Annotated in this window: 16 protein-coding genes; 9 read left to right on the plus strand and 7 right to left on the minus strand. The window is 69.4% G+C overall.

Features of this window, described 5'->3' with window-relative positions; all coding sequences use genetic code 11:
* Nucleotides 1-32: 32 nt before the first annotated feature.
* The 3 genes from FD678_RS16005 to FD678_RS16015 all read right to left on the minus strand — a co-directional run bounded on the left by FD678_RS16005 (nt 33) and on the right by FD678_RS16015 (nt 2,626).
* Nucleotides 33-581, minus strand: a complete 549-nt coding sequence (locus tag FD678_RS16005; protein WP_140725936.1) for a hypothetical protein — start codon at nt 579-581, stop codon at nt 33-35.
* A gap of 3 nt (nt 582-584) precedes the next feature.
* On the minus strand, nt 585-1,760 hold the full coding sequence (locus FD678_RS16010; RefSeq protein ID WP_140725940.1) for an alpha/beta hydrolase family protein: 1,176 nt from the start codon (nt 1,758-1,760) through the stop codon (nt 585-587).
* A gap of 233 nt (nt 1,761-1,993) precedes the next feature.
* Complete coding sequence (locus FD678_RS16015; RefSeq protein ID WP_218569777.1) at nt 1,994-2,626, minus strand: TetR/AcrR family transcriptional regulator; 633 nt, start codon at nt 2,624-2,626, stop codon at nt 1,994-1,996.
* 486 nt (nt 2,627-3,112) lie between these two features.
* Between FD678_RS16015 and FD678_RS16020 the strand changes: the two genes are divergently transcribed.
* The 3 genes from FD678_RS16020 (at nt 3,113) to FD678_RS16030 (ending at nt 10,661) form a co-directional block, all read left to right on the plus strand.
* Nucleotides 3,113-9,343 carry an autotransporter outer membrane beta-barrel domain-containing protein gene (locus tag FD678_RS16020; RefSeq protein ID WP_140725943.1) on the plus strand — a complete coding sequence of 2,077 codons (6,231 nt, stop codon included), beginning with the start codon at nt 3,113-3,115 and terminating at the stop codon, nt 9,341-9,343.
* 258 nt (nt 9,344-9,601) lie between these two features.
* Complete coding sequence (locus FD678_RS16025; RefSeq protein WP_140725946.1) at nt 9,602-10,258, plus strand: MarC family protein; 657 nt, start codon at nt 9,602-9,604, stop codon at nt 10,256-10,258.
* Between the two features lie 43 nt (nt 10,259-10,301).
* Nucleotides 10,302-10,661, plus strand: coding sequence for a hypothetical protein (locus FD678_RS16030; protein ID WP_372237534.1), 360 nt, complete (start codon nt 10,302-10,304; stop codon nt 10,659-10,661).
* On the opposite strand, the gene FD678_RS16035 is transcribed toward FD678_RS16030, so the two are convergent.
* Nucleotides 10,600-11,727, minus strand: coding sequence for a DUF1615 domain-containing protein (locus FD678_RS16035; RefSeq protein WP_140725949.1), 1,128 nt, complete (start codon nt 11,725-11,727; stop codon nt 10,600-10,602). The genes FD678_RS16030 and FD678_RS16035 overlap by 62 nt on opposite strands.
* Nucleotides 11,728-11,842: 115 nt before the next feature.
* On the opposite strand from FD678_RS16035, the gene FD678_RS16040 reads away from it, so the two are divergent.
* From FD678_RS16040 to FD678_RS16055, 4 genes are all read left to right on the plus strand, one after another.
* Nucleotides 11,843-13,804 carry an alpha/beta hydrolase family protein gene (locus FD678_RS16040; RefSeq protein ID WP_140725952.1) on the plus strand — a complete coding sequence of 654 codons (1,962 nt, stop codon included), beginning with the start codon at nt 11,843-11,845 and terminating at the stop codon, nt 13,802-13,804.
* A 256-nt stretch (nt 13,805-14,060) separates the two neighbouring features.
* Nucleotides 14,061-15,215, plus strand: coding sequence for an efflux RND transporter periplasmic adaptor subunit (locus FD678_RS16045; protein ID WP_305955995.1), 1,155 nt, complete (start codon nt 14,061-14,063; stop codon nt 15,213-15,215).
* Nucleotides 15,216-15,227: 12 nt separating this feature from the next.
* Complete coding sequence (locus FD678_RS16050) at nt 15,228-18,359, plus strand: efflux RND transporter permease subunit (protein WP_140726213.1); 3,132 nt, start codon at nt 15,228-15,230, stop codon at nt 18,357-18,359.
* Nucleotides 18,356-19,780, plus strand: a complete 1,425-nt coding sequence (locus FD678_RS16055; RefSeq protein WP_140725959.1) for an efflux transporter outer membrane subunit — start codon at nt 18,356-18,358, stop codon at nt 19,778-19,780. The genes FD678_RS16050 and FD678_RS16055 overlap by 4 nt, the downstream gene beginning before the upstream one ends.
* A 762-nt stretch (nt 19,781-20,542) precedes the next feature.
* On the opposite strand, the gene FD678_RS16065 is transcribed toward FD678_RS16055, so the two are convergent.
* Both FD678_RS16065 and FD678_RS16070 read right to left on the minus strand, forming a co-directional pair.
* The gene (locus FD678_RS16065; protein WP_140725965.1) at nt 20,543-22,876 is read right to left on the minus strand and encodes a S9 family peptidase; all 2,334 of its coding nucleotides are present in this window, start codon (nt 22,874-22,876) and stop codon (nt 20,543-20,545) included.
* Between the two features lie 101 nt (nt 22,877-22,977).
* The gene (locus FD678_RS16070) at nt 22,978-23,754 is read right to left on the minus strand and encodes an NAD(P)H-dependent oxidoreductase (protein ID WP_140725968.1); all 777 of its coding nucleotides are present in this window, start codon (nt 23,752-23,754) and stop codon (nt 22,978-22,980) included.
* Between the two features lie 85 nt (nt 23,755-23,839).
* Here FD678_RS16070 and FD678_RS16075 point away from each other — a divergent pair, with 85 nt between their 5' ends.
* On the plus strand, nt 23,840-24,733 hold the full coding sequence (locus tag FD678_RS16075; RefSeq protein WP_140725971.1) for a LysR family transcriptional regulator: 894 nt from the start codon (nt 23,840-23,842) through the stop codon (nt 24,731-24,733).
* Nucleotides 24,734-24,836: 103 nt separating this feature from the next.
* On the opposite strand, the gene FD678_RS16080 is transcribed toward FD678_RS16075, so the two are convergent.
* The gene (locus FD678_RS16080) at nt 24,837-25,709 is read right to left on the minus strand and encodes a class I SAM-dependent methyltransferase (RefSeq protein ID WP_218569778.1); all 873 of its coding nucleotides are present in this window, start codon (nt 25,707-25,709) and stop codon (nt 24,837-24,839) included.
* A gap of 312 nt (nt 25,710-26,021) precedes the next feature.
* On the opposite strand from FD678_RS16080, the gene FD678_RS16085 reads away from it, so the two are divergent.
* Complete coding sequence (locus FD678_RS16085; protein WP_140725974.1) at nt 26,022-26,399, plus strand: PepSY domain-containing protein; 378 nt, start codon at nt 26,022-26,024, stop codon at nt 26,397-26,399.
* The last annotated feature ends 22 nt before the right edge of the window (nt 26,400-26,421 follow it).

Consider the following 26,421-nt stretch of genomic DNA (forward strand, 5'->3'; position numbering starts at 1 on the left):
GAGGTTTGCCGGTGGATGTCCGGCCCGTGTCGTCAGTGGCGCGGCAGGTGCAGCCGCGACGGATACCAGCGGGTGAAACGGAACGCGCCGAGCAGCGCCAGCACGATCGCGACGACGCCCAGGCGATGCGGCAGCGAGGGCACGAACAGCATGGCCAGCTCGATCGACACCATCGCCGCGAAGGCGATCGCCCAGGCACCGGTGAGGATGTAGTTCGTCCGCAGGAAACGCGGCGAGTGCCAGAGTTCGGGCCGGACCTTGTCCTTCGCGTACTGCAGCGTGAAGGGATGGCCGACCGCCATCGACAGCAGGATGGTCAGCAGCAGCCCCGTGTCGACGCAGACGCGCACGCCCACGACCGATATCTCCATGCCGGTGACCGCCATGAAGGCGGTCAGTCCGCTGAAGAGGACGAGCGAACCCACCTCGAGGAACTTCGGCCAGCGGCCGGGATGCAGCACGTCACGCAGCAGCAGCGAGGCGGAGAGCAGGGTGCCCGCGGCGAGGCTCCAGGCTGGCCCGACGAAGTGGCAGAGCAGGGCGAAGACCGCGAAAGGTATGAAAGCGAGCAGGATGCCCATGGCTCACCTCCCGAAGATGTCGTCCATCCAGCCGCAGCATTCCTGGGCCAGACGGAGCCGGTTGTTGATCTGCACGTGCCCGTCCGCGCCGGTGGCCTCGTCGAGCAGGACGAAGGACTTCAAGGTGGCGGGGATGCGCTGGTGCCAGTCGCGCGCCTGCCTTGCGAACACCGGCGAATCGCCGCCGCCGAGGATGGACAGGAACGGCACGGTCACGCGGGTCGGGTCGGCGACCATGCCTGCGGTGCGCTTGAGCAGCTCCTGCCCGTTGGTCGCGCCGGCCTTCCAGAACGTGGTGAGCCGGCTGCGCATAGCCGCGGCCGAAGGCATCCCCGCGCGTTCGGTCGCCGAGCGGACCGACAGCGCGAACATCTGCGCCGGATCCGGGAACGGCGTGCTGGCGATGACGGTCGCCAGGCGCGTCTCGTGCCCCGCGGCGCGGGTGACGAAATAGCCGCCCAGGCTGAGGCCGATGAGCGCGATGCGGCCCGGCACGGCGCCGAAGCGTTCGATCAGCAGGTCGATCACCATCGAGATCGGGCGCTCCGCTTCGGGCTCCCAGTGCAGGCCCTGCGCCTGGGTGATGCCCTGGCCCGGCAGGTCGACCAGCGCAACGGAGTAGCCACGGTCGAGCAGGTTCCGGCCGATCGTCAGGAACAGGTCCTCGAAGCAGGTGTCCGCGCCGCCGATCACCAGCGCGGTGGGCGCGTCCGGATCGGCATGCCGCAGGAAGACGCCGGGAAGCGCCTTGTCCTGGTAGGGCAGCTCGAAGAACGTCGCCGGCATGTCCAGTTCGGCCATGGCCGTGGCGAAGGCGAGCTGGTGCTTGGCGTAGATCGCGGCGAACTGCGGCCCGGGCATGGCGAACTGCCACGCCGAGCGATAGCTGGCGAACGCCTTCAGCCGCGCCTCGCCGGCAGCGCGCTTCCAGCCGCGCCGCTTCCAGGCGTCGGCCTGCGCGTTCTGGACGTCGCCGTAGTCGGCGAAGGCCTGCACCCAGGTATCCGCCTCGCCGTCGGTGATGCGGGAAGCCACGTAGAACGCCTGGCCGACATCCAGCCCGCCGGCGGGGCCCCAGCCCAGGGCCGCCACGAAGAAGAGATCCATGTCCGGATCGTTGAAGTGGTAGCGGCGCGCCAGACGCTGGTCGGGACGCGGCGTTTCGGTCTGCGGTTCCATGAGGTGCTCCAGGGAAGGAAGGGCCCGGCCGTGCGTACGCCGGGCTGGGATGGGTACATGATATGAGCGATGCTCATATTTAAGAACTCGCGTTCCCGGAGCACGGTTGTCGGCGGAAAAGGTTCATGGAAACAGCGGCTTGCGCGCTCGTTGGGCGCGCAAGACAGGCCCGGGAGGGCGCCGGGACTCAGGTTGGAAGCCGCCGGGCGAGGCGCGGCGGCCGTCCCGCGGACTCACTGCTTGGAGTGCAGGAAGCCCTGGATCAGCCGGACCAGCGCCTCCTCGATCTCCTCGCGGGGCACGGGCAGTTCCACCGTGGTCACCAGCCCGCGCAGCACGCCGGCCACGGCATGCGTGAGGACGAACGCTTCGCCGGGCGTGAAGCGCCTGGTTTCCTTGGCAGCGTCCGCGCGCTGCGGCGCAGTCAGCTCCTGGGTGAGGCCGGCGAAGAGCGGGTGCAGCCGCGTCGCCGTACCTTGAGAAAGCGCGTGGGCCAGCAGCATGCGGTGCACGCGCCGGCGCCCGCCGTAGGTGTCGGCCACCGCCGCCACGATCATGCGCATGCGATCGGCCACCGACTGCCCGGGCGTCTGCTGCACGATGGACAGCACGCGTTCGGAAAGCCCGCCGATCTCGCGATCGATCAGCACGTCGAGCACGGCCTGCTTGCCGTCGAAGTACTGATAGAGCGTGCCGATGCTGACGCCGGCCCTCTCCGCGATGGCATTGGTGGTGAGCGACTCGATGTCGCCACGGTCCAGCAGCCGCATGGTCGCCTCGAGGATGAGCGACACCTTCTGCTGGGAGCGTTCCTGCAGCGGTTTCCTTCGGCGGATGGCGGGAGCGTCGTTGTTCTTCTGTCCCACGGAGGGGTTCTCGAAAGGTCGGTTTGGAATGTGATGATCCCTCATGTCGGGGGCCAGGGCACCGGACCCTTCGAGGCGTGGGAGAAGGTGGCGAGCGCCAGTGCATGGACGCCCGGCCGATGCGCGCGGAGCCCAGTGCGCTGTGCCGCCGTCACGCGGTGCCATGCCCGATGGCCGTGCGCCAGGCGGCAGTTGCTGCCCGGCATCCTGCCCGTCGCGCCCGAAGCATCGGCCGATCCGTCGTGCCGACGGGCGCCATCCAGCATGCCCCAGATTCGACATCCCCCAGGGGCTTAAACGTGAGCTCGCGTCAGGATATAGAGCGGATTGAACCGCCGTAGACGCCTTCATGTGACTAATTTTCAAGACTTTTCTTTTCGGTGACACGCTCCCGGGAAAGCGAGTTTCTGAATATGAGCATCGCTCATATCATGCTCGTGTCCCCTGCTCGCGGCAGGGCCGACTCCCATCCTCAAGGACTTTCCCATGGCTCCGATCAACATCGGCGGCACGCGGCCGTCTGCCTCGAATACGCGTGCGACTTTCACGCGGCGCCAGCTCGTGACCGCGCTGCATTACGCCCTGTGGGGCGCCTCGTTCATCCCCGTCGCGGCCATGGCGCAAAGCGTGCCGGCCGGCAATACGCAACCGGTGAGCTACACGAACGCCGGCGCGGACGGCGCCAACCAGAACACCATCGGGCTGCCCGGAGACGATGGCAGCGCCGGCCCGACCACGACGGTCGACCTGGAGACGTTGCAGACGGTGCAGACCGGCAGCGTGCAGTCGCTGGTGAACGTCGGCAGTACCGGGGGCAAGGGCGGCTACGGCGGTCTTTCCGACGCCGGTTACGGCCCCAGCGGCCCGCAAGGCGGCACCGGCGGCCAGGGCGGCGCGGTCACGGTCACGCTCCATGCGCCGCTCGACAGCGGTCCTTACTCCGTACTCGAGAATTCCGCGCCCAACGGATACGGCGTTTCGGTATTCAGCCAGGGCGGCAAGGGCGGCGACGGCCAGCAGAACATCGCCGACGGCAACGGCGGCGTCGGCGGCACCGGCGGCGACGGTGGCAAGGTCGAGTTCGACATGCCGCTCAATCCGAACCAGCCCTCCGAGCTGTCGTACATCCAGGCCACCGGCACGGCGGTGAACCTCTACTCGATCGGCGGCGACGGCGGCGCCAGCGGTCAGAGCCAGGGCGGCTACGGCAAGAAGATCACCGGCCGCAAAGGCGGCGCCGCCGGCGCCGGCGGCGAGATCGACGCCACCGTGGCCGGCAACATCAATGGCTATGCCGGCGGTTCGGGTATCGTGGCCCTGAGTCAGGGCGGCGATGGCGGGATGGGCGGCGACGCTTCCGGCAGCATCATCGCGCTCGCCACCGGCTCCGATGGCGGCGACGCGGGCAAGGGCGGCGCGGTCAATGTCACGGTGACCGGCGGCACGGTGACCGCGCAGGGTCCCGACAAGGCTGCCACGGGGCCGCAGCAGACCTTCGACAGCGCCAGCGATACGACGCAGACCGTGCCTCTGGATACCTCCGTCACCGCGGGCGCCATCCTGGCCATCAGCCAGGGCGGCGTCGGCGGAGATGCCGGCACGGTGGACGGCACGGCCACGCACGGCGGCAACGGTGCCCAGGGAGGCCAGGGCGGCATCGTGACGGTCAAGCTCGGTGGATCCAGCCTCGGCGCGCTCAACGACAATGCGGTGATCAGCACCACCGGCTACAACACCTTCGGCGTCATGGCGCTGTCGGCGGGCGGCAATGGCGGCGACAGCACCTCCGGCGGCGGCGTGTACTTCCGCAAGGGCGGCAAAGGCGGCACCGGCGGCGCCGGCGTCACCGCGAACGTCATGGTGGGGAACGACACCAGTACGCCGTATGCCAAGGTCATCACGGCGGGCGACGACTCCGACGCGCTGGTGGCGCTCAGCGTCGGCGGCGGCGGCGGTTATGGCGGCGATCTCAACCAGGATTCCGGCGGCGGCGTCTTCTCGGTCTACATCGGCGGCGAAGGCGGCAATGGCGGCAACGGCGGCCCGGCCTACGTCGGGAACGGCTACTACGACAATCCGCCGCCGACCGACGGCAGCCAGGCGGCCTTCCATCCGGGCGACGTGATCATCACCACCGGTACCTATTCGCGCGGCCTGGTCGCGCAAAGCGTGGGCGGCGGCGGCGGCCGTGGCGGCGACGTGACCAACGCCTCCCTCGGCTCGTCGGTGACGATCGGCGGCACGGGTGGCACCGGCGCGACCGGCGGCCTGGCCCAGACGGTGAACTACGGCCTGATCAGCACCTCCGGCCAGCACTCGGCGGGCATGTTCTCCCAGAGCGTGGGCGGCGGCGGCGGCTCCGGCGGCGGCGCGCTGTCGACCACGGTGGGGGCGCAGATTTCCGTGGCGGTCGCCGTGGGCGGCAACGGCGGCGTGGGCGGCAGTGCCGGCGAGGCGGATGCGTACAACATCGGCCAGGTGCAGACGCTCGGCGGCAATGCGCACGGCATCTTCGCCCAGTCCGTGGGCGGCGGCGGCGGCTTCGGCGGCACTGCGGCGGCGCAGAACTACAACACGAGCATTCCGGACGAGCCCAGCATTTCGCTCACCACCTCCATCGGCGGCCGCGGCGGCGTAGGCGGTGATGGCGGCGCGATCAACGTGGTGAACGCGGGACTGCTGCAGACGCAAGGCCAGGACGCCTACGGCGTGTTCGCGCAGAGCGTCGGCGGCGGCGGCGGCGCGGGCGGCGATGCGTCGGCCACCAGCATGGCGTACCAGCAGGCCAAGCTGACGGTCGCCACCGCCATCGGCGGTTCCGGGAGCGGCGGCGGCATCGGCGGCAACGTCAAGGTCGTCAACAGCGGCCTGATCTCCACCAGCGCGGACGAGGGCATCGGCATCTTCGCGCAGAGCGTCGGCGGCGGCGGCGGTGCGGGCGGCGTCGGCACCACGGACCAGGGCGGCATGTACCAGGGCGGCGACTACAGCACGCAGCTGAGCGTGGCGATCGGCGGGCAGGGCGGAAAAGCGGCCAAGGGCGGCAACGTGCTCGTGACCAACTACGTCAGCGCGGACCCGAACGATCCCGGCCATTACGCCGACTTCAACATGCTCTCCAACCGCGACATCACCGGTGCCGGCGGCATCCTCACCCAGGGCGATATGGCCGCGGGCATCTTCGCGCAGTCCGTGGGCGGTGGCGGCGGCAACGGCGGCGATGCCACGGGCAAAGGCAGCAACGGCCAGCTGAACCTCAACGTGGCCATCGGCGGCGGCGGCGGCGCGGGCGGCGACGGCGGCACCGTGGAGGTGCACAACGGCAACGGCGCCATCCAGACCTATGGCGCGCAGTCCTACGGCATCTTCGGCCAGAGCGTGGGCGGCGGTGGCGGAACCGGCGGCAATGCCGTGACGGGCTCCGGCGACGATCCGGAATACCAGTACCCGAAGCTGGCGGTGACCCTGGCGGCCAAGGGGTACGGCAAGGACCCGAGCGGGTTCACCAAGGTGACCGACGACATCTGGGACTGGAAGGACAACGTCAAGGGCGCGTGGGACGACGCCAATATGTTGAACAACCTCTACGACACCACGCACGAGCTCTACACGCCGACCAAGCCCATGTACAGCGGCCTGACCGCGGCGAATCTCACGGTGGACGTCGGCGGCGGCGCCGGCGGCAAGGGTGGTTCCGGCGGCGACGGCAACACGGTGACCATCGATTCGAACGGCTCGATCCAGACACATGGCTCCATGGCCTACGGCATGTTCGGCCAGAGCGTGGGCGGCGGCGGTGGTGTCGGCGGCGGCGCCGCGCCGGTGACGGCCAACGACAAGCTGCACGACTCGGCCATCGAGTCCTCGATCGCCGTGGGTGGCAGCGGCGGCGGTGGCGGCAATGGCGACACTGTCACGCTCATCAACCTTGCCAATGGCGACATCCAGACCTCGGGCGACCTCGCGTTCGGCATGTTCTCGCAGTCCGTCGGCGGCGGCGGTGGCGTGGGCGGCGCCTCGACGCCGAATGCCGGCCTCGGCAATCCGATGGCGCTGCGCTTCGGCGCTTCGGGCAACGGTATTTCCGGCCACGGCGGCTTCGCGAACGCCATCAACGACGGCGCCATCCAGACCTTCGGCGACAACGCCATCGGCATGGTCGCGCAATCGGTGGGCGGCGGCGGCGGACTCGTCGGCGTGATGGGGCAGGACCCGGACCAAGACACCGGGCTCTATCACTCGACCACGCAGACCATTGCCGGCAACGTGGTGACGCCGACGCTGGGAGTGAACGAGAACTCGAGCAAGAACAACGGCGGCAACGTGTACGTGCAGCTCAGCAGCGGCGGCACCATCACCACGCACGGCATCAACGCCTTCGGCGTGCTGGCGCAGTCGGTGGGCGGCGGCGGCGGCCTCATGGTCATCGGCCCCGACAGCCCGATCACGGTCGACCAGCTCGCCCCGAAGATCTCCTCCAGCGACACGTCGGACAGCAACAACGCCGGGCTGGTCATGGTGACCACGCAACCCCAGACCTCGATCACGACGAGCGGCGACGGCGCGGCGGGCATCGTGGCGCAATCGCTCGGCGGCAGCGGCGTGATGGTGAACGGCCTGGACGGCGTGAATCTCGACACGACGTCTTCGCAGGTCACGCCGAGCCGATGGGTCCTGGGCGAGGGCGGCGCGGTGACGGTGAACAACAGTTCCGACATCCGCACGACCGGCGCGTATGCGCACGGCATCTTCGCCCAGGTCGCCTCCGGCACCGGCGGCGTGATCGGCCGCAGCGACGGCACCGGCGTGCTGTTCCATGGCGTTGGCTTGGTCGACGGCGGCCTGGGCACGGGATGCAACGTCAGCGATTGCGGCGACGTTGCCGTCAACCTGCAGGCCGGCACCGTCCAGGTGCAGGGTCAGCACAGCTGGGGCGTCTTCCTGGATTCGGAGAACGCCATCGCGAACGGCACGTCCTACGAGAACAATGTGGAGCTGAGCGTGGGGAGCCAGGGGCGCGTGCTGGCGACAGGCCAGTCCGACGGCGCCGTCCTGCTCAATGGCAGCGGCCAGGACGTCGTACAGAACGCGGGCGTCATCGATGGCAGCTCGAGCGCCGGCGGATACGCGATCAAGTCGGTCAACCGCTCGTTCAAGGTCACCAACGAGTCGGGCGGCGTGATCTCCGGCAGCTTCGGCAGCAAGTGCAGCGGCAGCTGCAACGACGTCGGCGATGCGGTGTCCTCGATCGACAACGCGGGCGTGATCAACACGGGCGACGTCGTCGACCTCGGCGGCGGCACGCTCAGCAACACCGGCACGGTCAGCGTCCACGGCGGCAGCCTGGGCACCACCACGCTCACCGGCCAGTACACCGGCGCCGGCCAGCTGGTGTTCGACGCCGACTACGCCGGCGGCAAGGCCGACAAGCTCGTCGTCGACGGCAGCGCCAACATCGCCGGCAGCGTCACCGTGCGGCCGACGACCATGCGCAACGCCACCGTGCCGGTGATGACGGCCACCGATGGCCTCACCGTCGACCCGCTGCTGACCGCCGCGACGTCGGAGCTGTTCTCCACGCGCCTGGACCACGACGCCAACACGCTCTACGCCACGCCGCAGGCGCGCTTCAGCGAGCAGGCAGCGGGGCTGGGCGCCACCAGCCGTGCCGTGGCCGACCATCTGCAGGCGATGTTCGATGGCGGCGTCCCCATGGATGCGGGCTTCACCGCACTGTCGAAGGTCGGTACCCAAGCCTCCTACGAGACCGCGCTGCGCAGCATGTCGGGACGTTCGCTGGGCAGCATCGCGGCCTTCCGCTTCCAGAGCAGCCGCGATTTCGTCGGCACGCTCGACCAGGGCTGCGACCAGGAAGCCTCGCGCCAGGCCGATTGCACCTGGGGCCGCGTGCAGAGTTCCTCGAGCCGCCAGGACGAAACGGCCGACGTGCTGGGCTATCGCTCCAATACCCAGAGCTACGAGATGGGCGTGCAGCACGAGCTGCGCGACGGCCTGACCCTCGGCGCGGCGGTCGGCTACGAGAACAGCCAGTTGCGCGACGCGGACGGCACCGGCAGCGCCAACGGCCACAGCCTGCTGGCCGGCATGGGCCTGCGCTACAACCTCGGCGCATTCGCCTTCTCCGGCGTGCTCGACGCGGCGTCGGGCAGTTACGACAGCAGCCGCACGGTGGTCGTCGGCGATGAAGTGAGTCACGCCAACGCCAAGCCGGACGTCTGGAACGCAGGCCTGCACCTCCAGGCCAGCTATACCCACGACTTCGGCTCCGCCTACGTCATGCCGTTCGCCGGACTGCGTGGCATCCAGGTGCACGGCGGCGGCTACACCGAGCAGGGCGATACGCCGTTCACCCTGAAGGTGCAGGGACAGAGCCAATTCGCGGTGGGCGGCAGCCTGGGCGCCCAGGTCGGCACGACCTTCGCCCTGGACGACGGTGCCCGGCTGCGGCTCTACCTGACCGGCGCGGTGGAAAGCGGCGACGGCAACGACTGGCGCACGCGCGCCCAGTTCGCGGGCGAAGCGTCGGGCGACACGTTCGACGAGCACACGCGGGTAGCGGGCACGTACGGCCGCCTGGACGCGGGGGCCAATCTCCTGAACTGGAAGAACGTCGACGTGAGCGTCAGCTACGACCTGGGCTTCGGCAGCGGCTACCACTCCAGCGCGGGCCTCGCGCGCTTGGACTGGAGGTTCTGAGGACGAGCGGACGCAAGAATGCTCATGGCGGCCCGGACCCACCAGGAACCGTGGCCGGCGACGATGTCCCCCCACGTCTCGCCTTCCGGGCCGCCATCTCCAGGGGCCGCGCGGACGGCCCGATGAACATCGAATGGCCGGTCGTGTTCATGGCCACCTGTCCGCTTCCTGTCGGCGGAGGCGGCCGGCCAGGGCGCGTCGGCGCCGAACAACACGGCGTTCGCCCGAACGCCGCCTCCATTCCATGAGGTCGCCTCCATGTGGCATGAATTCCTGAAGACCGTTCTGATGATCGTCGCCGGCCTGTTTCCGATCATCAATCCGCCCGCCGCAGGCTTCATCGCGCTGGGCATCACGCCGGACGCCGACGAGGCCGAGCGCGCGGTGCTCGCGCGCTGCATCGCGTTCAACAGCCTGGTGCTGCTGACGCTTTCGCTGCTGCTGGGCGCCTACGTGCTGGCGTTCTTCGGCATCTCGCAACCGGCGCTGCGCCTGGCCGGCGGGGTGATCGTGGCCATGGCCGGCTGGCGTTTGCTGCAACAGGGCGACGACACTGCCTGCCATTCGCACGACCAGCAACACCTGCGGTCGCTGCGGTTGCGGGCGTTCTATCCGTTGACCCTGCCACTGACGGTAGGGCCGGGCGCCATCGCCGTGGCGATCGCGCTGGGCACGAGCTCTCCCAGCGAGGGACCGTTGCCGGTGCACGTGGCTGGCGTGGCGGCAGGCCTGCTGGTTCTGGGCGCGAGCATCTATCTTTGCATCCGGTTCGCCGGCGGGGCCGAACGCATCCTGGGCGAGGTGGGCATGCAGGTGCTGATGCGGCTGTTCGCCTTCATCATCTTCTGCATCGGCATCCAGATGTCGTGGGCAGGCCTGCAAGGCATGTTGGAGACCTTGCTTGCGGCGAAGTGAGGCGCGAAGGCGGGGCCAGCTGACGGGGCGGGTGCGCCTCGGCGTGCCCACCGGCTGCGGCCACTACCGCCTGCCGTTCTTGCTGGCCCGTTTCGCCGGGTTGCACCCGCAAGTGCAGGAGGAAGTGAACATCAGTCGTAACGCCGACCTCGTGGCGGAGGGATTCGACCTGGCCATCCGCGTGGGCCAGTTCCCCGAAAGCGGCCGGTCGTGCGCAAGCTGGAAGACGCCGCGCTCCGCTCGTCGCCTCGGCGGCGTACCTCCCGCGCCGGGGCGCACCTTCGTCCCTGGCGGAACTGCAGGCGCACGGGCGCGGCCGCGCGCCGGGCCCTCCGGCTCCGTCACTTCGCCATGCAGCGTTTCCAGCGCTCGTCCACGCGCCCGGCGAACCAGGCCGTGGTGAGATTGCGGGTGATCTTGGGGCTCTCCAGCCTGATGCCCGGGAGCACCGCACGTGGCAAGGCGCGTCCGGCATCGCGTTCGGCCAGCGCGAACACCTGCCGGTAGAGGTCGGTGCGCTCGAAATCGAGCGTGTCGCCTTGCGCGAGCGCCTGGCGGATGGCGCGGTCGTCCAGGCCGAGCACGCCGCCGAGGCTGCGTGCGGCGCGCTCGGTCGCCCCGGGGGCATCCAGCGCGGCGCCGGGCACCAGCAGGTCCCCGTCGAGGGCGAGCGCGATGCCGCTGGCCTTCGACAACGCCGCCTGGAACGCCGCATTGCGGCTGGCATACCAGCCGGCGTTGAAATCGGCGAAGCGATAGCGCGGCGCATCGTAGCGGGCGGGATAGCCGAGCAGGTGGCGCGTGCCGAACCACACGCCGCCGCGCCGCGTGAAGACCTCGTTCCGGATCGAGCCGGACGGCGTGTAGGGATAGCCGTCGTCGTGGGCTTCGGCGAAGGCGACGCTCACCTGCATCGGCCCGGCGGTATGCACCGGGTTGAGGCGGCCGAACAGGGTCTTGCCGAGCGGCACGCTGCCGATGAAATCCTCGAAGACGTCGCTGAGTTCCTTCTCGGTGCGCGCCCTGGCGATGCGGTCGCGATAGGACACGCCGTCCGGCGACTTGAGCTTCAGCGCGGTGTCCACCACGAATGCCGGAACGTGGCGGGCGCCCGCGCGCCGGACGATCTCCTCGTGCGCGATCCGGCCCAGGTTCGGCACCGGCGGGTTGGCCTGGTAGGTGGATTCCTGCTCGATCACCGCCAGCACCGCGCAGATGTTCTCGGCGCTGGTCTCGAGCCGCTGCGAGGCCAGCGCCACGTAGACGTCGTTCGCCCAGCCGCTGCGATCGCCGATGCCGGCCGGGATGCGCCGCGCGATGTCCGCCTTGACGTCGGCGGGCGTGCGCTCCGGCATGCGCGGGGCGGAGGTCGCGCAGGCGCCGAGCAGCAGCGCGAGGCCGGACGGAAGCAGCCAGCGGGCGCGGGCGCGGGCGCCGGTGCGGATGGCGGTGGACGGGCATGTAGGCATGCGCCATCAATACCGCGCCCGCGCGACGGCAACAAGACGCGCGCCCCGGCATCGGTGGCGCGGTCGGCGGTCATTTGCCACCATGGCGACCCAGGGGAAGGAGAGGGATACCAGGATGCAACGTTGGATCGTCATGGCCGGCCTGGCGCTGGCCGGCGCGTTTTCGTCGTGGGTGCATGCGGGGCCGGGTAAGGTCGACCTGACGCCCTACTTGAAGAGCGACCAGTTCGAGCGAGTCAAGATCTCGCCGTCGGGCGCGTACTATGCCGTTACCACGCCCTTGGAGGATCGCACCGCACTGGTGGTCGTCCGACGTGCGGACAAGCAGGTCACCGCGAAGATCATGGGCCGCGAGGACTCGGTGGTGGACGATTTCTGGTGGGCCAACGACGACCGCATCGTCGTGTCGATGGCCGAGCGCCTCGGTGCGCGGGATGAGCCGGTGGCGATCGGGCAGCTGCATGCGATCGACGCCGATGGCAAGAACGGGCGGCTGCTCGCCAGCCCCTATGGCGTGAACGACACTGTGGGCGCGACGACGCTGAGGGCGGAACTCGACCCGGCCGTCTTCATGCTGGACACGTTGCCCGGCGACCCGCGCAACGTGCTGGTATCGGCGATGGAACTGGGCACCAGCGAGCCCAGCGTGCGCATCGACAAGCTCGACATCTACTCACGCCGGCGCATCAAGGTCGCCACGGCGCCGGTGCGCCGCGCGGATTTCGCCACCGATGCATCCGGCCGCGTGCGCTTCGCCCATGGCCGGGATGTCGGAAATGCCGGCAAGCTGTACTACCGCGACGACGACGGTTCGCCATGGCGCTTGGTGAACGACGAGAACGTCAGTGCGCACCGCGAGTATCCGCTGGGATTCTCCAGCGACGGCAAGTTGGCCTACCTGCAGGTGGAACAGGCCAGCGGCCCGGATGCGGTGATGTCCTGGGATCCTGCCACCGGCCAGTACGTGGCGCTGTTGCGCGATGAACGCGCCGATCCCTACCGCATCCTGCACGACCTTGACGGCCGCACGCCGATCGGCGCCTCGTTCATGACCGATCGCGTGCGCAACCGCTTCTTCGACGAGAAAGCGCCGACCCCGCGGTTGTACCGTGCATTGGAGAAAGCCTTCGGCGGCGATGCAGTCTACGTCACCTCGGTGACCTCCGACCGTCGCCTGGCGCTGGTGTACGTGTGGAGCGACCGCAACAACGGCGACTACTTCCTGTTCGACACGGTGGACAAACGTGCCGACCGGGTGTTCAGCCGGCGCGAGTGGTTCCGCCCGGCCGAGGTCCCGCCGACGCGGGAAATCAGCTTCAAGGCGAGCGACGACATGCCGCTGCACGGCTACCTGACGCTCCCGCAGGAGGCGGGCAAGCCGTTGCCAATGGTGCTGCTGCCGCACGGCGGTCCGTTCGGCGTCTTCGATGGCTGGAGCTTCGACGACGATGCACAATTGCTCGCCGCGGCCGGCTACGCCGTGCTGCGCGTCAACTATCGCGGCTCGGGCAACTACGGTCGTGCCTACATGCAGGCGGGCGCCAAGGAATGGGGCGGACGCATGCAGGACGATCTGACCGATGCGACCCGCTGGGCTGTGGCGCAAGGCATCGCCGACGCCTCGCGCATCTGCATCTATGGTGCAAGCTACGGGGGCTACGCCGCGTTGATGGGGGTAGCCAAGGAGCCGGACCTGTACCGCTGCGCGGCCGGCTACGTGGGCGTGTACGACCTGGAGCTGATGTTCAGCGAGAAGGCCGACCAGGCACGCTGGGCCAGGAACTGGGCCTCGGACTGGGTGGGCGAGCGCGGGGCGCTTGCAGCGCGTTCGCCGAGCAAGCTGGCCGGCCGGATCAGGGTGCCGGTGTTCCTTGCCGCCGGCGGCAAGGACGAGCGCGCGCCGGTGGCGCACACCGAACGCATGGAGAAAGCATTGCGCAAGGCCGGCGTACCGGTGGAAACCCTGTACTTCCCCAACGAGGGGCACGGGTTCTACACCGAGCCGCACCGGCGCGAGTATTACACGCGGTTGCTGGCGTTCCTCGGCCAGCACTTGGGCGGTGCGACGGCGCAGTGAACTGCGCCGCCGGAAGGGGCGCGCGTCAGCGCCCTGCTCTGCGTTCCCGGCATGCAAGGGCGAGAATGGGGGCTTGGGTCGCTGCACGCGGCTCCGACAAATTTCCGACCTTCCGTAGCCGGCGCTGACTGAGCGGCGGCGGCGGGATATGGGCTGCGATTTTTTTCGGCTAGTGTCTGCGCGGCCTGTTTTCACGCCCCCCCCCACCATGTCCAATCCAGGTTCCGCGTCGCGGCACGCGTGCTGCGTCTGTTTGTTGTTGCTGTTGTTCGCCGGCGGCTGTTCCTCGCCCAAGCAGGTCGCCCCGGGACCGGTGCGGGTCGGCACGATCACGCTGGCGGCGCGATCGATGCCGGTGGAGCGCACGCTGTCGGGCCGCACGGTCGCCTACGAGATCTCGGAAGTCCGTCCGCAAGTGGGCGGGGTGCTGCGCAAGCGGCTGTTCGAGGAAGGCCAGGAGGTGCAGCAGGGCCAGCCGCTGTACGAGATCGACCCGGCGCCGTACCAGGCGGCCTACGACACGGCCAGGGGCCAGCTCGCGCAGGCCGAGGCCGCGGTGATCTCCGCGCGGCCCAAGGCCGAGCGCTATCGCACGCTGGTAGGCCAGGACGCGGCGAGCAAGCAGGACGCCGACGATGCGGAATCGGCGCTCAAGCAGGCCGAGGCCGCGGTGGTGGCGGCGCGCGCGGCGGTACGGTCCGCGCGCATCAACCTGGACTACACGCGCATCGTCGCGCCGATCGCCGGCCACATCGGCACCTCGGCGTTCACCGCCGGCGCGCTGGTCACCGCCGAGCAGGACGCGGCGCTCACCACCATCCAGCGCCTGGACCCGATCTACCTCGACGTGAGCCAGACCAGCGCGCAGGCGCTGGCGCTGCGCAAGGCGCTGGCCTCGGGCCGGATCAAGGCGGTGGACGGCAAGGCGCAGCTGCGCGTGCAGATGGAGGACGGCACGCCCTACGACCATCCGGGCACGCTGGAGTTCGTCGGCACCTCGGTGGATGCCGGCACAGGCAACCTCACGCTGCGCGCGGTGATCCCCAATCCCGAGCACCTGCTGATGCCGGGCATGTACCTGCGCGCGGTGCTGCCGGTGGCGGTGGACGAGGCGGCGATCCTGGTGCCGCAGCAGGCGGTCACGCGCGATTCCAAGGGCCAGCCGCGGGTGCAGGTGGTGGGCGCGGACGACAAGGTCGTCGAGCGCCGCATCCGCACCGGCGACGTGGTCGGCCACGACTGGGTGGTGACCGCCGGGCTGAAGCCCGGCGAACGGGTCGTGGTGCTCAACGGCAGCGGCCTGGAAGTCGGGCAGAAGGTGCAGCCGTACCCCGTCTCGGAGGCGCAGCTGGCGACGCCGGCCCTGAGCAGCGCCGCGGACGGCGACGACGCCGGCGACCAGGCGAACTGAGGACCTGCCATGCTGTCTCGGTTCTTCGTCCACCGCCCGATCTTCGCCTGGGTGATCGCGATCGTGATCGTGCTGATGGGCACGCTCGCGATCTGGGTGCTGCCGGTGGAGCGCTATCCCGACATCGCCCCGCCCACGATCACGGTGCGCGCGACCTATACCGGCGCCTCGGCCGAGACGGTGGAGGACTCGGTCACCCAGGTGATCGAGCAGTCCCAGCAAAGCCTGGACCACCTGCTGTACATGACCTCCACCAGCGCGTCCGACGGTTCCTCGCAGGTCAACCTGGTGTTCAAGACCGGCACCGACCCGGACACCGCGCAGGTGCAGGTGCAGAACCAGTTGCAGGCGGCGATGGCCACGCTGCCGCAATCGGTGCAGCAGAACGGCCTGACCATCACCAAGTCCAGCGGCTCGGTGTTCGAGGTGATCGCCTTCACCTCCGACGACGGCAGCATGGACAACTTCGACGTCGCCAACTACATGGAGTCCAACATCGACGACCAGATCAGCCGGGTCAGCGGTGTCGGCAACATCCAGCCGATGGGCTCGGAGTACGCGATGCGCATCTGGCTGGACCCGGAGAAGATGCGCAAGTTCGGGCTGATGCCCTCGGACGTGGAGACGGCGCTGCAGGCGCAGAACGCCGACGTGTCCGCCGGCGAACTGGGCGGGCAGCCGGCGGTGCGCGGCCAACGCCTGGACGCCACCGTCACCGCGCGCAGCCGCCTGCAGACGCCGGAGCAGTTCGGCCGCGTGGTGCTCAAGAGCGACGCCGGCGGCGCCTCGGTGCACCTGTCCGACGTCGCCCGGATCGGGCTGGGGCCGGAGACCTACGACAGCATCACCAACTTCAACGGCAAGCCTTCGGCCTCGCTGGGCATCGAGCTGAACTCCGGCGCCAACGCGGTGGCGGTATCCACCGCGATCGACGCGCGCCTGCGCGAGCTGCGCCAGTACTGGCCGCACGGGTTCGACTACCACGTCGCCTTCAGCACCACGCCGTTCGTGAAGGTGTCGATCAAGGAAGTGGCGATCACCCTGCTCGAGGCGATCGCGCTGGTGGTGGCGGTGATGTACCTGTTCCTGCAGAACTGGCGCGCCACGCTGATCCCGACCATCGCGGTGCCGGTGGTGCTGATGGGCACGTTCGGCGTGCTGGCGGCGTTCGGCTATTCGATCAACACGCTGTCGATGTTCGCGATGGTGCTGGCGATCGGCCTGCTGGTGGACGATGCGATCGTGGTGGTGGAGAACGTCGAGCGCGTGATGGGCCAGGAGGGACTGGATCCCAGGCAGGCCACGCTGCGGTCGATGGAGCAGATCTCCGGCGCGCTGGTCGGCATCGTGATGGTGCTGACCGCGGTATTCGTGCCGATGGCGTTCTTCGACGGCGTGACCGGCGTGATCTACCGCCAGTTCTCGGTGACGATCGCCGCCTCGATGATCCTGTCGGTGCTGGTGGCGATGACGATCACCCCGGCACTGTGCGCGACCATGCTCAAGCCGATCCACAAGGGCGATTCCCCCGCGGGATCGAGCGGTTGGGTGGCGTGGTTCTTCGTCTGGTTCAACCGCCGCTTCTACCACCTGTCCAACCGCTATCGCGGCCTGGTGGAGCGGGTGCTGGGCCGGCGCGCGCTGGGCATGGTGGCGTACGCGGCGATCGTGGTGGCCACCGCGTTGCTGATGATGCGCCTGCCGGAGGCGTTCCTGCCCGACGAGGACCAGGGCATGCTCAACGCGCTGATCAAGCTGCCGGCCGGCGCGCCCCTGGAGCAGACCGCCGCGGTGACCGACCGGCTGACCCGGGCGGCCCTGAAGGACCCGGGCGTGGCGTCGATCCTCACTTCGGCCGGCTTCAGCGTGACCGGCAGCGGCCAGAACGTGGGCATGGCCTACATCCGCCTGAAGGACTGGGACGAGCGCAAGGACGATGCCGAGACCATCGCCGCGCACCTCACCCGGGCGCTGGCCGACGTCCCCGACGCGCGCATCTTCATCACCTCGCCGCCGGCGATCACCGGCCTCGGCGACGGCAACGGTTTCACCTTCGAGCTGCAGGACTACGGCGGCGCCGGCCACGTGGCGCTGGCGGCCGCGCGCGACAGGCTGCTCAAGCTGGCGGCGCAGGACCCGCGGCTGGCCAACGTGCGCTATGCCAGCCTCGAGGACGCGCCGGTGTACGCGCTCAGGATCGACGACGACAAGGCCAAGGCGCAGGGCGTCGATCCGGGCGACATCAACGACACGCTCAACATCGCGCTGGGCGGCGATTTCGTCAACAACTTCATCTACAAGGGCCGCATCAAGAAGGTCTACGTGCAGGGCACGGCCGGCGCGCGCATGGCGCCGGAGGACCTGGAGCGCTGGACCGTGCGCAACGGCAACGGCGACATGGTGCCGCTGCCGTCGCTCGCGTCCGCGAAATGGTCGAGCGCGCCGGCGGCGCTGGAGCGCTACGACGGCGTGTCGGCGATGGAGATCACCGGCCAGGCGGCGCCGGGCGTCAGCTCGGGCGCGGCGATGGACGAGATGGCCAAGCTGAGCGCGCAGTTGCCGCACGGCTTCGGCTACTCGTGGTCGGACATGGCCTACCAGGAACAACTGTCGGGCCACCAGGCGCCGATGCTGTACGCGATCTCGCTGCTGTTCGTGTTCCTGTGCCTGGCGGCGCTGTACGAGAGCTGGTCGGTGCCGTTCGCGGTGATGCTGGCGGTGCCGGTCGGCGTGTTCGGCTCGGCGCTGCTGATGAACCTGCGCGGGTTGAGCAACGACGTGTACTTCCAGGTCGGCCTGTTGACCACGGTCGGCCTGGCGGCCAAGAACGGCGTGCTGATCGTGGAGTTCGCGCGCGAGCTGGAACAGCGCGGCGAGGGCGTGATGGAGGCAATCCTGCATGCGGCGCAGCTGCGGCTGCGGCCGATCCTGATGACCTCGCTGGCGTTCCTGCTCGGCGTGTTCCCGCTGCTGGTCGGCAGCGGCGCCGGCTCGGCCGCGCATCATTCGCTCGGCACCGCGGTGACCGGCGGCACGCTGGCCTCGATCACGCTGGGCATCTTCTTCGTGCCGCTGTTCTACGTGGCGGTGCGCAGGCTGTTCCCGCGCCAGCCGGTCGTGATCGGGCAGGAGGTGCAGGCATGAGCAGGCGATGGAACGCGCGCCGCGCGCTGGCGGCGGCGAGCCTGGCGGCGTTGGCCGGCTGCACGATGATGCCGCACTACGTGCGGCCGCAAGCGCCGGTGCCGGCCAGCCTGGGCGCCGACGCCAACACGGCCCAGGCCACGCCGGTGCTGATGCCGGACTGGCCGCAGGTATTCCTCGATCCCAAGCTGCGCCAGGTGATCGACCTGGCACTGGACAACAACCGCGACCTGCGCGTGGCGATGCTCGATATCGACAAGGCGCGCGCGCAATTCCGCATCCAGCGCGCCGCCTTGCTGCCGTCGGTGGATGCCAGCGCCAGCCTCGATCGCGAGCGCGTCGCGCGCCAGGACGTGAACGCCGGGCAATCGCCGGTGGACACCGACCACAACCTGCAAGTGGGCCTGAGCAGCTGGGAACTGGACCTGTTCGGCCGGTTGCGCAGCCTGAAGAAGGAAGCGCTGGAGAACTGGCTGTCCACCGCCGAGACGCAGCGCAGCGTGCGCCTGAGCCTGGTCGGCGAAGTCGCCGCCGACTGGCTGGCCGTCGCCGCCGACCAGCAGCTGCTGGAGCTGGCCCGGCAGACGGCGGCGAGCCGCGAGCAGACGCTCGAGCGCATCGCCCGCCGGCACGACCAGGGCCTCGCTTCGGGCCTGGACCTGGCGCAGGCGCAAGGCGACGTGGAGGCGGCGCGGGTGGACGCGGCGCGCTATGCCACGCAACTGGCGCAGGCCAGGGACGCGCTGCAGCTGGTGGCCGGCGCGCCGGTGAGCGACGCGTTGATGCCGGATGCCGGTGCGATGGAACAGGGCGTGGTGCTGGCGCCGCTGCCGGCACGACTGGACTCGAGCGTGCTGCTGCAACGACCGGACGTACTGTCCGCCGAGCATGCGTTGATGGCGGCCAACGCCGATATCGGCGCGGCACGCGCGGCGTTCTTCCCGACCTTGGCGCTGACCGCCTCCACCGGCCGCAGCAGCGATGCGCTGTCGTCGCTGTTCGCCGCCGGTTCGCGCACGTGGTCGTTCGTGCCGAGCATCACCCTGCCGATCTTCCACGCCGGTGCGCTGAAGGCGTCGCTGGACGTCTCGAAGATAAGCAAGGACATCGCGGTGGCGCAGTACGAGAAGGCGATCCAGGCCGCGTTCGCGGAGACGGCGGATGCGCTGGCCGAGCGGGACCACCTGGGCGAGCAGATGGCCGCGCAGCAGGCGCGGGTGGATGCGGCGCAACGCACCTACACGTTGGCGGATGCGCGCTATCGGGCGGGAACGGACGATTTCCTGCAGGTGCTGGATGCGCAGCGGTCGTTGTATTCGGCGCGGCAGGATCTGATTTCGCTGCGACTGGAGGATGCGGGCAATCGGGTGACGTTGTACAAGGTGTTGGGGGGTGGGGCGGATGCGCAGGCGGATGAGTGAGGGGCTTGGTTTTGCGGCATGGGTGTGCCCGCCATCCGTCGGATCTCCGCTAACTCACTACCGTCATCCCCGCGAAGGCGGGAAACGCTTCTCAGCAGCCGAATGGCTGATCATCCAGCGACTTTTCCGCCCTCTACCCGACCCACGTCATCTTTCTACCGTCGTCCCCGCGCAGGCGGGGACCCAGTGTCTTTCCCACTCCGTATCCGGCCAACGCCATCTCTCTATCGTCATTCCCGCGAAAGCGGGAGGCGCTTTTCAGCAGCCGAACGGCTGATCATCTATGGACGTTGCTGTTGGGGCTTCTCGCAATAGCAATAAAGGCAAAAGCTTTCGCCTTCGGCGAGTTACTTTTCTTTGCTTGTGCAAAGAAAAGTAACCAAAAGAAGCGCTTCACAGCAGCCGAATGGCTGATCAAGCACACCCCGCCTTCGCGCCCGCAGCTGCGCTGCGGGTCCGCGGAGCCGGCGGATTTTTCGACGCGACATCCTGTCGCGGCGAAAAACGACGTGCTCGTCCGCTACGCGGCCGAGTCCGGGGCATTCGCCGCGCGGCGAATGCCCGCCCGCCGGGGCGAAGCAGTGCTTCGCCTCTTCCGGCGAGCCCATGCACGTCGCCCTTCGGGTGTTTCCCGCCGGCTCCGCCGCTTCGGAGGGGGGGCGGTAAGTCAAAGGCGAGAAGCAACGGCAAAATCACGAGCAGCAGCAGCAGCAGCAGCAGCAACAGCAGCGATTGCGGTGATTACCGCTGCCTCACGACCATTCAATCCTTCGGCATCGGCTTCATCGCGTAGTCGCGCGGTGGCGCGGCACCCATCAGGTGTTGGACGAAGTAATCCCAGCGGCGCCGGGTGACGTAGGGGGTGTATTCCTCGCCGTAGGCGTGGCGGGCGTTCGGCAGCATCAGCATGTCGAAGTCCTTGTTCGCCTTGATCAGCGCCTGCGCCATCAGCAGGGTGTGGTCCGGGGGAACGTTGTCGTCGAGGGTGCCGTGCACCAGCATCAGGCGGCCCTTGAGCCGGTCCGCCAGCGCCGGGTTGGACTGGTTGTCGTAGTTGGTCTTGCCGTCCCTGTCCGTGGTCAGCAGGCCCTGGTATTTCTCGCCCCAGGCGTCTTCGTAGAGGCGGTTGTCGTGGTTGCCGCTCTCGGACCAGGCGACCTTGAAGAAGTCCGGGTAGCGCAGCATCGCGGTGGTCGAGGCGTTGCCGCCGCCGGAATGGCCCCAGATGCCGACCCGCGTCAGGTCGATCCACGGATGGCGCCGGCCCAGTTCCTTCAGCCCGGCGACCTGGTCGGGCAGGGTGTTGTCGCCCATGTCGCCGTACCAGGTGTCGTGGAACGACTTGGAGCGCCATGGCGTGCCCATGCCGTCGATCGCGACCACGATGAAGCCCAGCTCGGCCAGCGCCTGGTTGCCGCTGTGGTCGACCAGGAAACCGCGGCCGCGCACCGATCCGGTCTGCGGGCCGGGATAGATGTAGTCGACGATCGGGTACTTCTTCGACGGATCGAAATGGGAAGGCTTGAACAGCGTGCCGTACAGGTCGGTCTTGCCGTCGCGCGCCTTCACCGTGATCGGTTCCGGCGGCATCCAGCCGATCGCCTTCAGCCGGCCGATGTCGGCCTTGGCCACGGTGGCGAGGGTGCGGCCGTCGTCGGCGGCGCGCAGCACCGCGACCGGCGGGACGGCGTTGGTCGAATAGCTGTCGACGAAGTGCGTGCCGTCCGGCGACAGGCTGATGACGTGGTCGGCCGGCTCCGGCGAGAGCAGCACCGGCGCGCCGCCGTCCAGTCCCACCTTCCACAGCTGCTGGTAATAGGGATCCAACCCCGGCGTGCGGCCGACGGCGCGGAACCAGGCGGTGCGCGTGGCCGGGTCCACCCGCAGCAGCTCGGTGACGTTGCCTTCGCCAGTGGTGATGGCGTGCTTGGGCTTGCCGGTGTCCAGGTCGTACAGGTACAGCTGGCCCCAGTCGCTGCGCTCGGAGAACCAGATCGCCTCGCGGCTCTCGGGCAGGTAGGCCCAGTTGGCGCCGACCTGGCCGCTCTCGTAGTAGGTCGGCACGGTCTCGTCGAACACGGTGCGCACCGCGCCGGTGGCCGCGTCGGCGATGCGGAACCAGGCCCGCTTGTAGTCGCGCGACACCGACACGAAGGCGAAGCTGGCGCCGTCGCCGGCCCACTTCACGTCGGTCAGCACGCCGTCCGGCGCGCAGGCCAGGTCGTCGCAGAGCGTGGAGCGGCGCTGGTCGGGATCCATCCGCAAGCGCACGACCTTGCGCGCAGGCACGTCGACCACCACGCGCTCGATCGTCGCCACGTGCTCGTCGCCGGCCAGCGGGTACTTCCACGCTTCCAGTTCCGGATGGCCGAGCTTGCTCTTGACCATGTACATGTCGCCGACGTCGCGCTGGTCCTGGCGATAGGTGGCGATCTTCCGCGAATCCGGCGACCACGCGACGATGGCCTTGTCGCTGTGCGACCAGCCGGCGTTGTCGGTGGCGTAGCCGTGGTTCTCGGTGCCATCGGTGGTGAGCTGCGTTTCCCGGCCGGTGGCGAGTTCGCGCACCCACAGGTTCCAGTCGCGCACGAAGGCTTCCTGGCGCCCGTCCGGCGAGGGCGTGCCCGGCTCGGGCTTGTCCTTGGCGTAGACCTTGGCGCAATGCGCCTGGGTGTCGCAGAACACCGCAGTGCCGCGCACGCTGAACCGGTAGCGGCCGTCGACCGCGCGGCGGATGCCGCGGATCGGCAGCCTGTCCGGGTCCAGCGGCCGCTCGCCGGTGCGGAGTAGCCGGTCGAGCGTCCTGGCCAGCGCCTTCTGGTCGAACAAGGGCGTGGCCCGGCCGGTGGCGACGTCCATGCGCATGAGGCGATCGCCGCCGGCATCGTGGTCGATGTAGGCGAAATGGCCCGCGTCGAGCCAATCGACCCGGGTCACTGCGTGGTCCACCAGCGGTTGCGCCAGGTAGCCGAGCATCCGCTCGGCGCGGGCGTAGTCGGCTTCGCCGATGGCGGGGGGCTGGGCGGCGGCCAGCGCCGGCAGCACGGCGAAGGCGAGGGCACCGAGCAGGCGGTGCATGACGGAGGATGCGGGCATCGATGGTTCCAGGAGCGAAGGGCGCCGCGCTCGCGCGCGAGCGCCCGATGCTACCGGCTGCCGGGGTGCCGATACCCTGCCGGAAGTCGTGGCGCGGCCGCTCAGCGCAGGTGCGCGGCGAAACCTTCGACGCCGGGGGCGAGGTCGTCGCGCAGGGTCAGCGCCGGGATCGCGTAGTCGCCACCGTTCTGGCGCCGGAACGGGATGGGCGCCGTGGTCGCCAGCGTGTCCAGGCGCTGGCCGAGTTCGTCCTTCACCTGCGCCAGCCGCTGCGCGTCCATGCGGCCGCTGCGATAGACCACGTACGGCGGCAGCACGTCGAAGCCGGGGTAGTAGAGGATGCCGTGCTGGATCGGGAACAGCAGGTCGTCGATCGGGCCGTTGATGCCGCGCGCGGCGTAGTGCGATGACCAGCCGCCGGCGGTGACGATCAACATCGCGCGCTTGCCCGCCAGCATGCCCTCGCCGTAGCGGTCGCCCCAATGCGTGTCCGAATGCTCGCCCACGCCGTAGGCGAAGCCATAGGCATACACGCGCTCGACCCAGCCCTTGAGGATCGCCGGCATCGAGAACCACCACAGCGGGAACTGCAGGATCACCGCATCGGCCCAGCGCAGCTTGTCCTGCTCGGCGGCGATGTCCGGGCTCTGGCGGCCGTGCTGGAACGCGTGCTGCGAGTCCAGGGAGGGGTGGAAGTGCGCGCCGACCGGCGGGTCGAGGCTGTCGGCGGCGTCGAGCGTGGCCTTCCAGCCCATCGCATAGAGATCGGACACCTGCACCGCATGGCCGTTGCGGCGCAGCCGTTCGACGGCGAAGTCGCGCAACGTGCCGTTCAGCGAATGGGGCTCGGGATGGGCATGGACCAACAGGACGTTCATGGGGGCGTTCTCGTGGAGGGAGGCGCCCAGCCTGCGCACCACGGCGCTATAGTGGAAATGAATTCTCGAAATTGCAGCCATTGCCATGGTTAATCTCAGGCGGCTCGACCTCAACCTGCTGCTGACGCTGGACACCTTGCTGGAGGAGCGCAACGTCACCCGCGCGGCCGAGCGCCTGCACCTGTCGCAGCCCTCGGTCAGCGTGCAACTGGCCAAGCTGCGCGATGCGCTCGGCGACCCGCTGTTGCTGCCGGGACCGCGCGGCATGCGCCCCACCGCGCGCGCCGAGCAGTTGCGGGCGCCGCTGCGCGAGGCGCTGGATGCGTTGCAGCAGGCGGTGGCGGCGGAGGCTCCGTTCGATCCCGCGCGCGCGAAGGACACCTGGCGGGTGGCCGCGACCGACTACGGCGCATCGACCATCGTGCAGCCGGCATTGCAGCGGTTGCGCCACGCCGCGCCCGGCACGCGCCTGGCGGTGGTGGACATGGTGCCGGCGCGGATCGCGCGGCAGGCCGAGCAGGGCGAGATCGAGCTGGCGTTCCACATCGCCAGCGACGCGCCGCCGACGCTGCGCAGCCGCAGCCTGTTCACCGAGCGCTACGTGCTGGCCGGGCGTGCCGGCCATCCGCGGCTGCGGCGCAGGCCGACATTGGCGCAGTTCTGCCGGCTGGAACACGCGATCGTCTCGCCCGACGGCGGCGGCTTCCGCGGAGCGACCGACGAGGCGCTGGCCGCGCTCGGGTTGGCGCGCGAGGTGGTGCTGTCGGTGCCGCACTTCCTGTTCCTGGTGGATGCGCTGGCGGGCAGCGACCTGGTGGCGATGCTGCCGGAGCGGCTGGTGCGGGGGCAGCCGTCGTTGAAGGCGGTCGAGGCGCCGCTGGAGGTGGCGGGATTCGAGATGGTGATGTTGTGGCCCGAGCGGGTGCACCGCGATCCGGCGCACCGTTGGTTGCGCGAGTGCATTGCGTCCTCGGTCTAGGCGGTTCTGCCTTCCTCGCTCGGATAGAAGCTTTCGCCTTCGGCGAGCCGATGTGGCCAGCACGGAATCGCGAGCAACGGCAGGGCGCCGGGATCGGGTGGGCTCAACGGCGAACGGCCAGCACGCCATCCAGTGCGAGCTGTGCCTTGAAGCCTGCCTTCTCCAGCCGTCGCGCCACTTCGCGCGGGACGTCACGGCCGCTGGTGAGCTTGTTGGGGCTGCCGGTGTAGTGGAACAGGCGGCCGCCCTTGCGCAGGACGCGGGCGAGGTGGTCGTAGAAGACCTGCGAGTACAGTTCGCCGGCGATGCCGAAGCGGGGCGGGTCGTGCAGCACGGTGTCCACGGAGGCGTCGGCCAGCCGCGCGATCGCCTGCGAGACGTCGGCGTGCTGCAGGTGCAGGCGCCCGCCGCTCGCGGGGGCCTCAGGGTCCGGTGACCAGGGGTTGAGGGTGCGCAGCCACAGCACGTCGGCGTTCTTCTCGAACGACTGGATCCGCGCCGCGCCGGCCTCCAGGCAGCAGGCGGCGAAATAGCCCAGCCCGCCGCAGGTGTCCAGCACCGTCCTGCCGCGCGGCTCGACCAGCGCGACCTTGCGGCGGGCGTCCTCGAGCGGGGATTCCTTCATCGTCGGCAGCATCTTGATGCCGTCGATCTCGAAGGTCGGGGCTCCCCATTCGGTCGGCACCAGCTTGATCAGCGAGCCGGAGAAGCGCGAGACCGGGCTGAAATCCTCCCCGTCCCAGTAGTGGATCGTGCGGTCCCTGAGCTTGCCCGGATAGGGATAGGGCTGGCCTTGCCACGTCCATCGTTCCGCCCCGAGCAGGGCGGTACCGGTCGAGCGGCCGAGGTCGAGCGAGCCCTGCCAGTCGGGGGCGCCGCCGTCGCGGGCGGCATGCAGGGCGTCGGCGAGCGGCCGGGTCAGCAACGGGCCGGTGTAGTGGGGCACGTGGTCGGGCCTGGGCGGGAGGGGGCGCATCGTAACCGACCGACCCGGCCGGGGGCTGTGCCTGAGGCACCTCTGGCCGGGAGGGTAGGGCCGAAAGTCTTGTCCAGCGGTTGTCCGGCCAGGGTCGTACCAGGTCCCGGACGCGCCCGGGTGCTTGCATTCCATGGTCCAGATGTTGTTCATTTGACTGAACGCTACATGCTGCGGACGGAAAAGTTCAGATCGGATTCACCCCGAAAAATCAAGAATTTGCCTCGCATTTCAGGGTCTGCGGCAGTTTCGGGAGCCCCTGCGTTTCACGACTTTTGAACCACCCTGAACACTCCGCTAGGATTTCCGGCTGTGACCCATCCCATCCACCGTCTTCGCATCGTCACCGTGGCCGCCGCCCTGGCGTCCGCCGTGGCGGTGCCGGCGTGGGCGCAGGATCCGGGCCTCCCCCCGGAGGCGCGGCCGATCATGCCGCAGGCCGCGCGCAGCGACGGCGGCCGTTCGCTGTCGGAGGCGATCCGGCGGGTGCAGCGTTCGACCGGCGGGCAGATCCTGGGCGCCGAGCGGGTACCGTTCGACGGCCGCAGCATCAATCGCGTGAAGTACCTGGACGATCGCGGTCGCGTCCGCTACATGGACGACCCCACGCCGGAGCGCCCGGCACCGCGCGCGCCGCGTCCTTCGGAGATGCCGGACGTCCGGCTGCCACTACGCGGCGATAACCGGTGAATGCCGATAGTCTGCCGTTACC

Source organism: Pseudomonas sp. Hp2 (assembly GCF_006386585.1).
Lineage (GTDB): Bacteria > Pseudomonadota > Gammaproteobacteria > Xanthomonadales > Xanthomonadaceae > Pseudomonas_S > Pseudomonas_S boreopolis.

Coding starts and splice junctions, on each gene's coding strand:
- FD678_RS16005 (WP_140725936.1), bottom strand. CDS start 581: ATGGGCATCCTGCTCGCTTTCATACCTTTCGCGGTCTTCGCCCTGCTC.
- FD678_RS16010 (WP_140725940.1), bottom strand. CDS start 1,760: ATGGAACCGCAGACCGAAACGCCGCGTCCCGACCAGCGTCTGGCGCGC.
- FD678_RS16020 (WP_140725943.1), top strand. CDS start 3,113: ATGGCTCCGATCAACATCGGCGGCACGCGGCCGTCTGCCTCGAATACG.
- FD678_RS16025 (WP_140725946.1), top strand. CDS start 9,602: ATGTGGCATGAATTCCTGAAGACCGTTCTGATGATCGTCGCCGGCCTG.
- FD678_RS16035 (WP_140725949.1), bottom strand. CDS start 11,727: ATGCCTACATGCCCGTCCACCGCCATCCGCACCGGCGCCCGCGCCCGC.
- FD678_RS16040 (WP_140725952.1), top strand. CDS start 11,843: ATGCAACGTTGGATCGTCATGGCCGGCCTGGCGCTGGCCGGCGCGTTT.
- FD678_RS16055 (WP_140725959.1), top strand. CDS start 18,356: ATGAGCAGGCGATGGAACGCGCGCCGCGCGCTGGCGGCGGCGAGCCTG.
- FD678_RS16065 (WP_140725965.1), bottom strand. CDS start 22,876: ATGCCCGCATCCTCCGTCATGCACCGCCTGCTCGGTGCCCTCGCCTTC.
- FD678_RS16070 (WP_140725968.1), bottom strand. CDS start 23,754: ATGAACGTCCTGTTGGTCCATGCCCATCCCGAGCCCCATTCGCTGAAC.
- FD678_RS16075 (WP_140725971.1), top strand. CDS start 23,840: ATGGTTAATCTCAGGCGGCTCGACCTCAACCTGCTGCTGACGCTGGAC.
- FD678_RS16080 (WP_218569778.1), bottom strand. CDS start 25,709: ATGCGCCCCCTCCCGCCCAGGCCCGACCACGTGCCCCACTACACCGGC.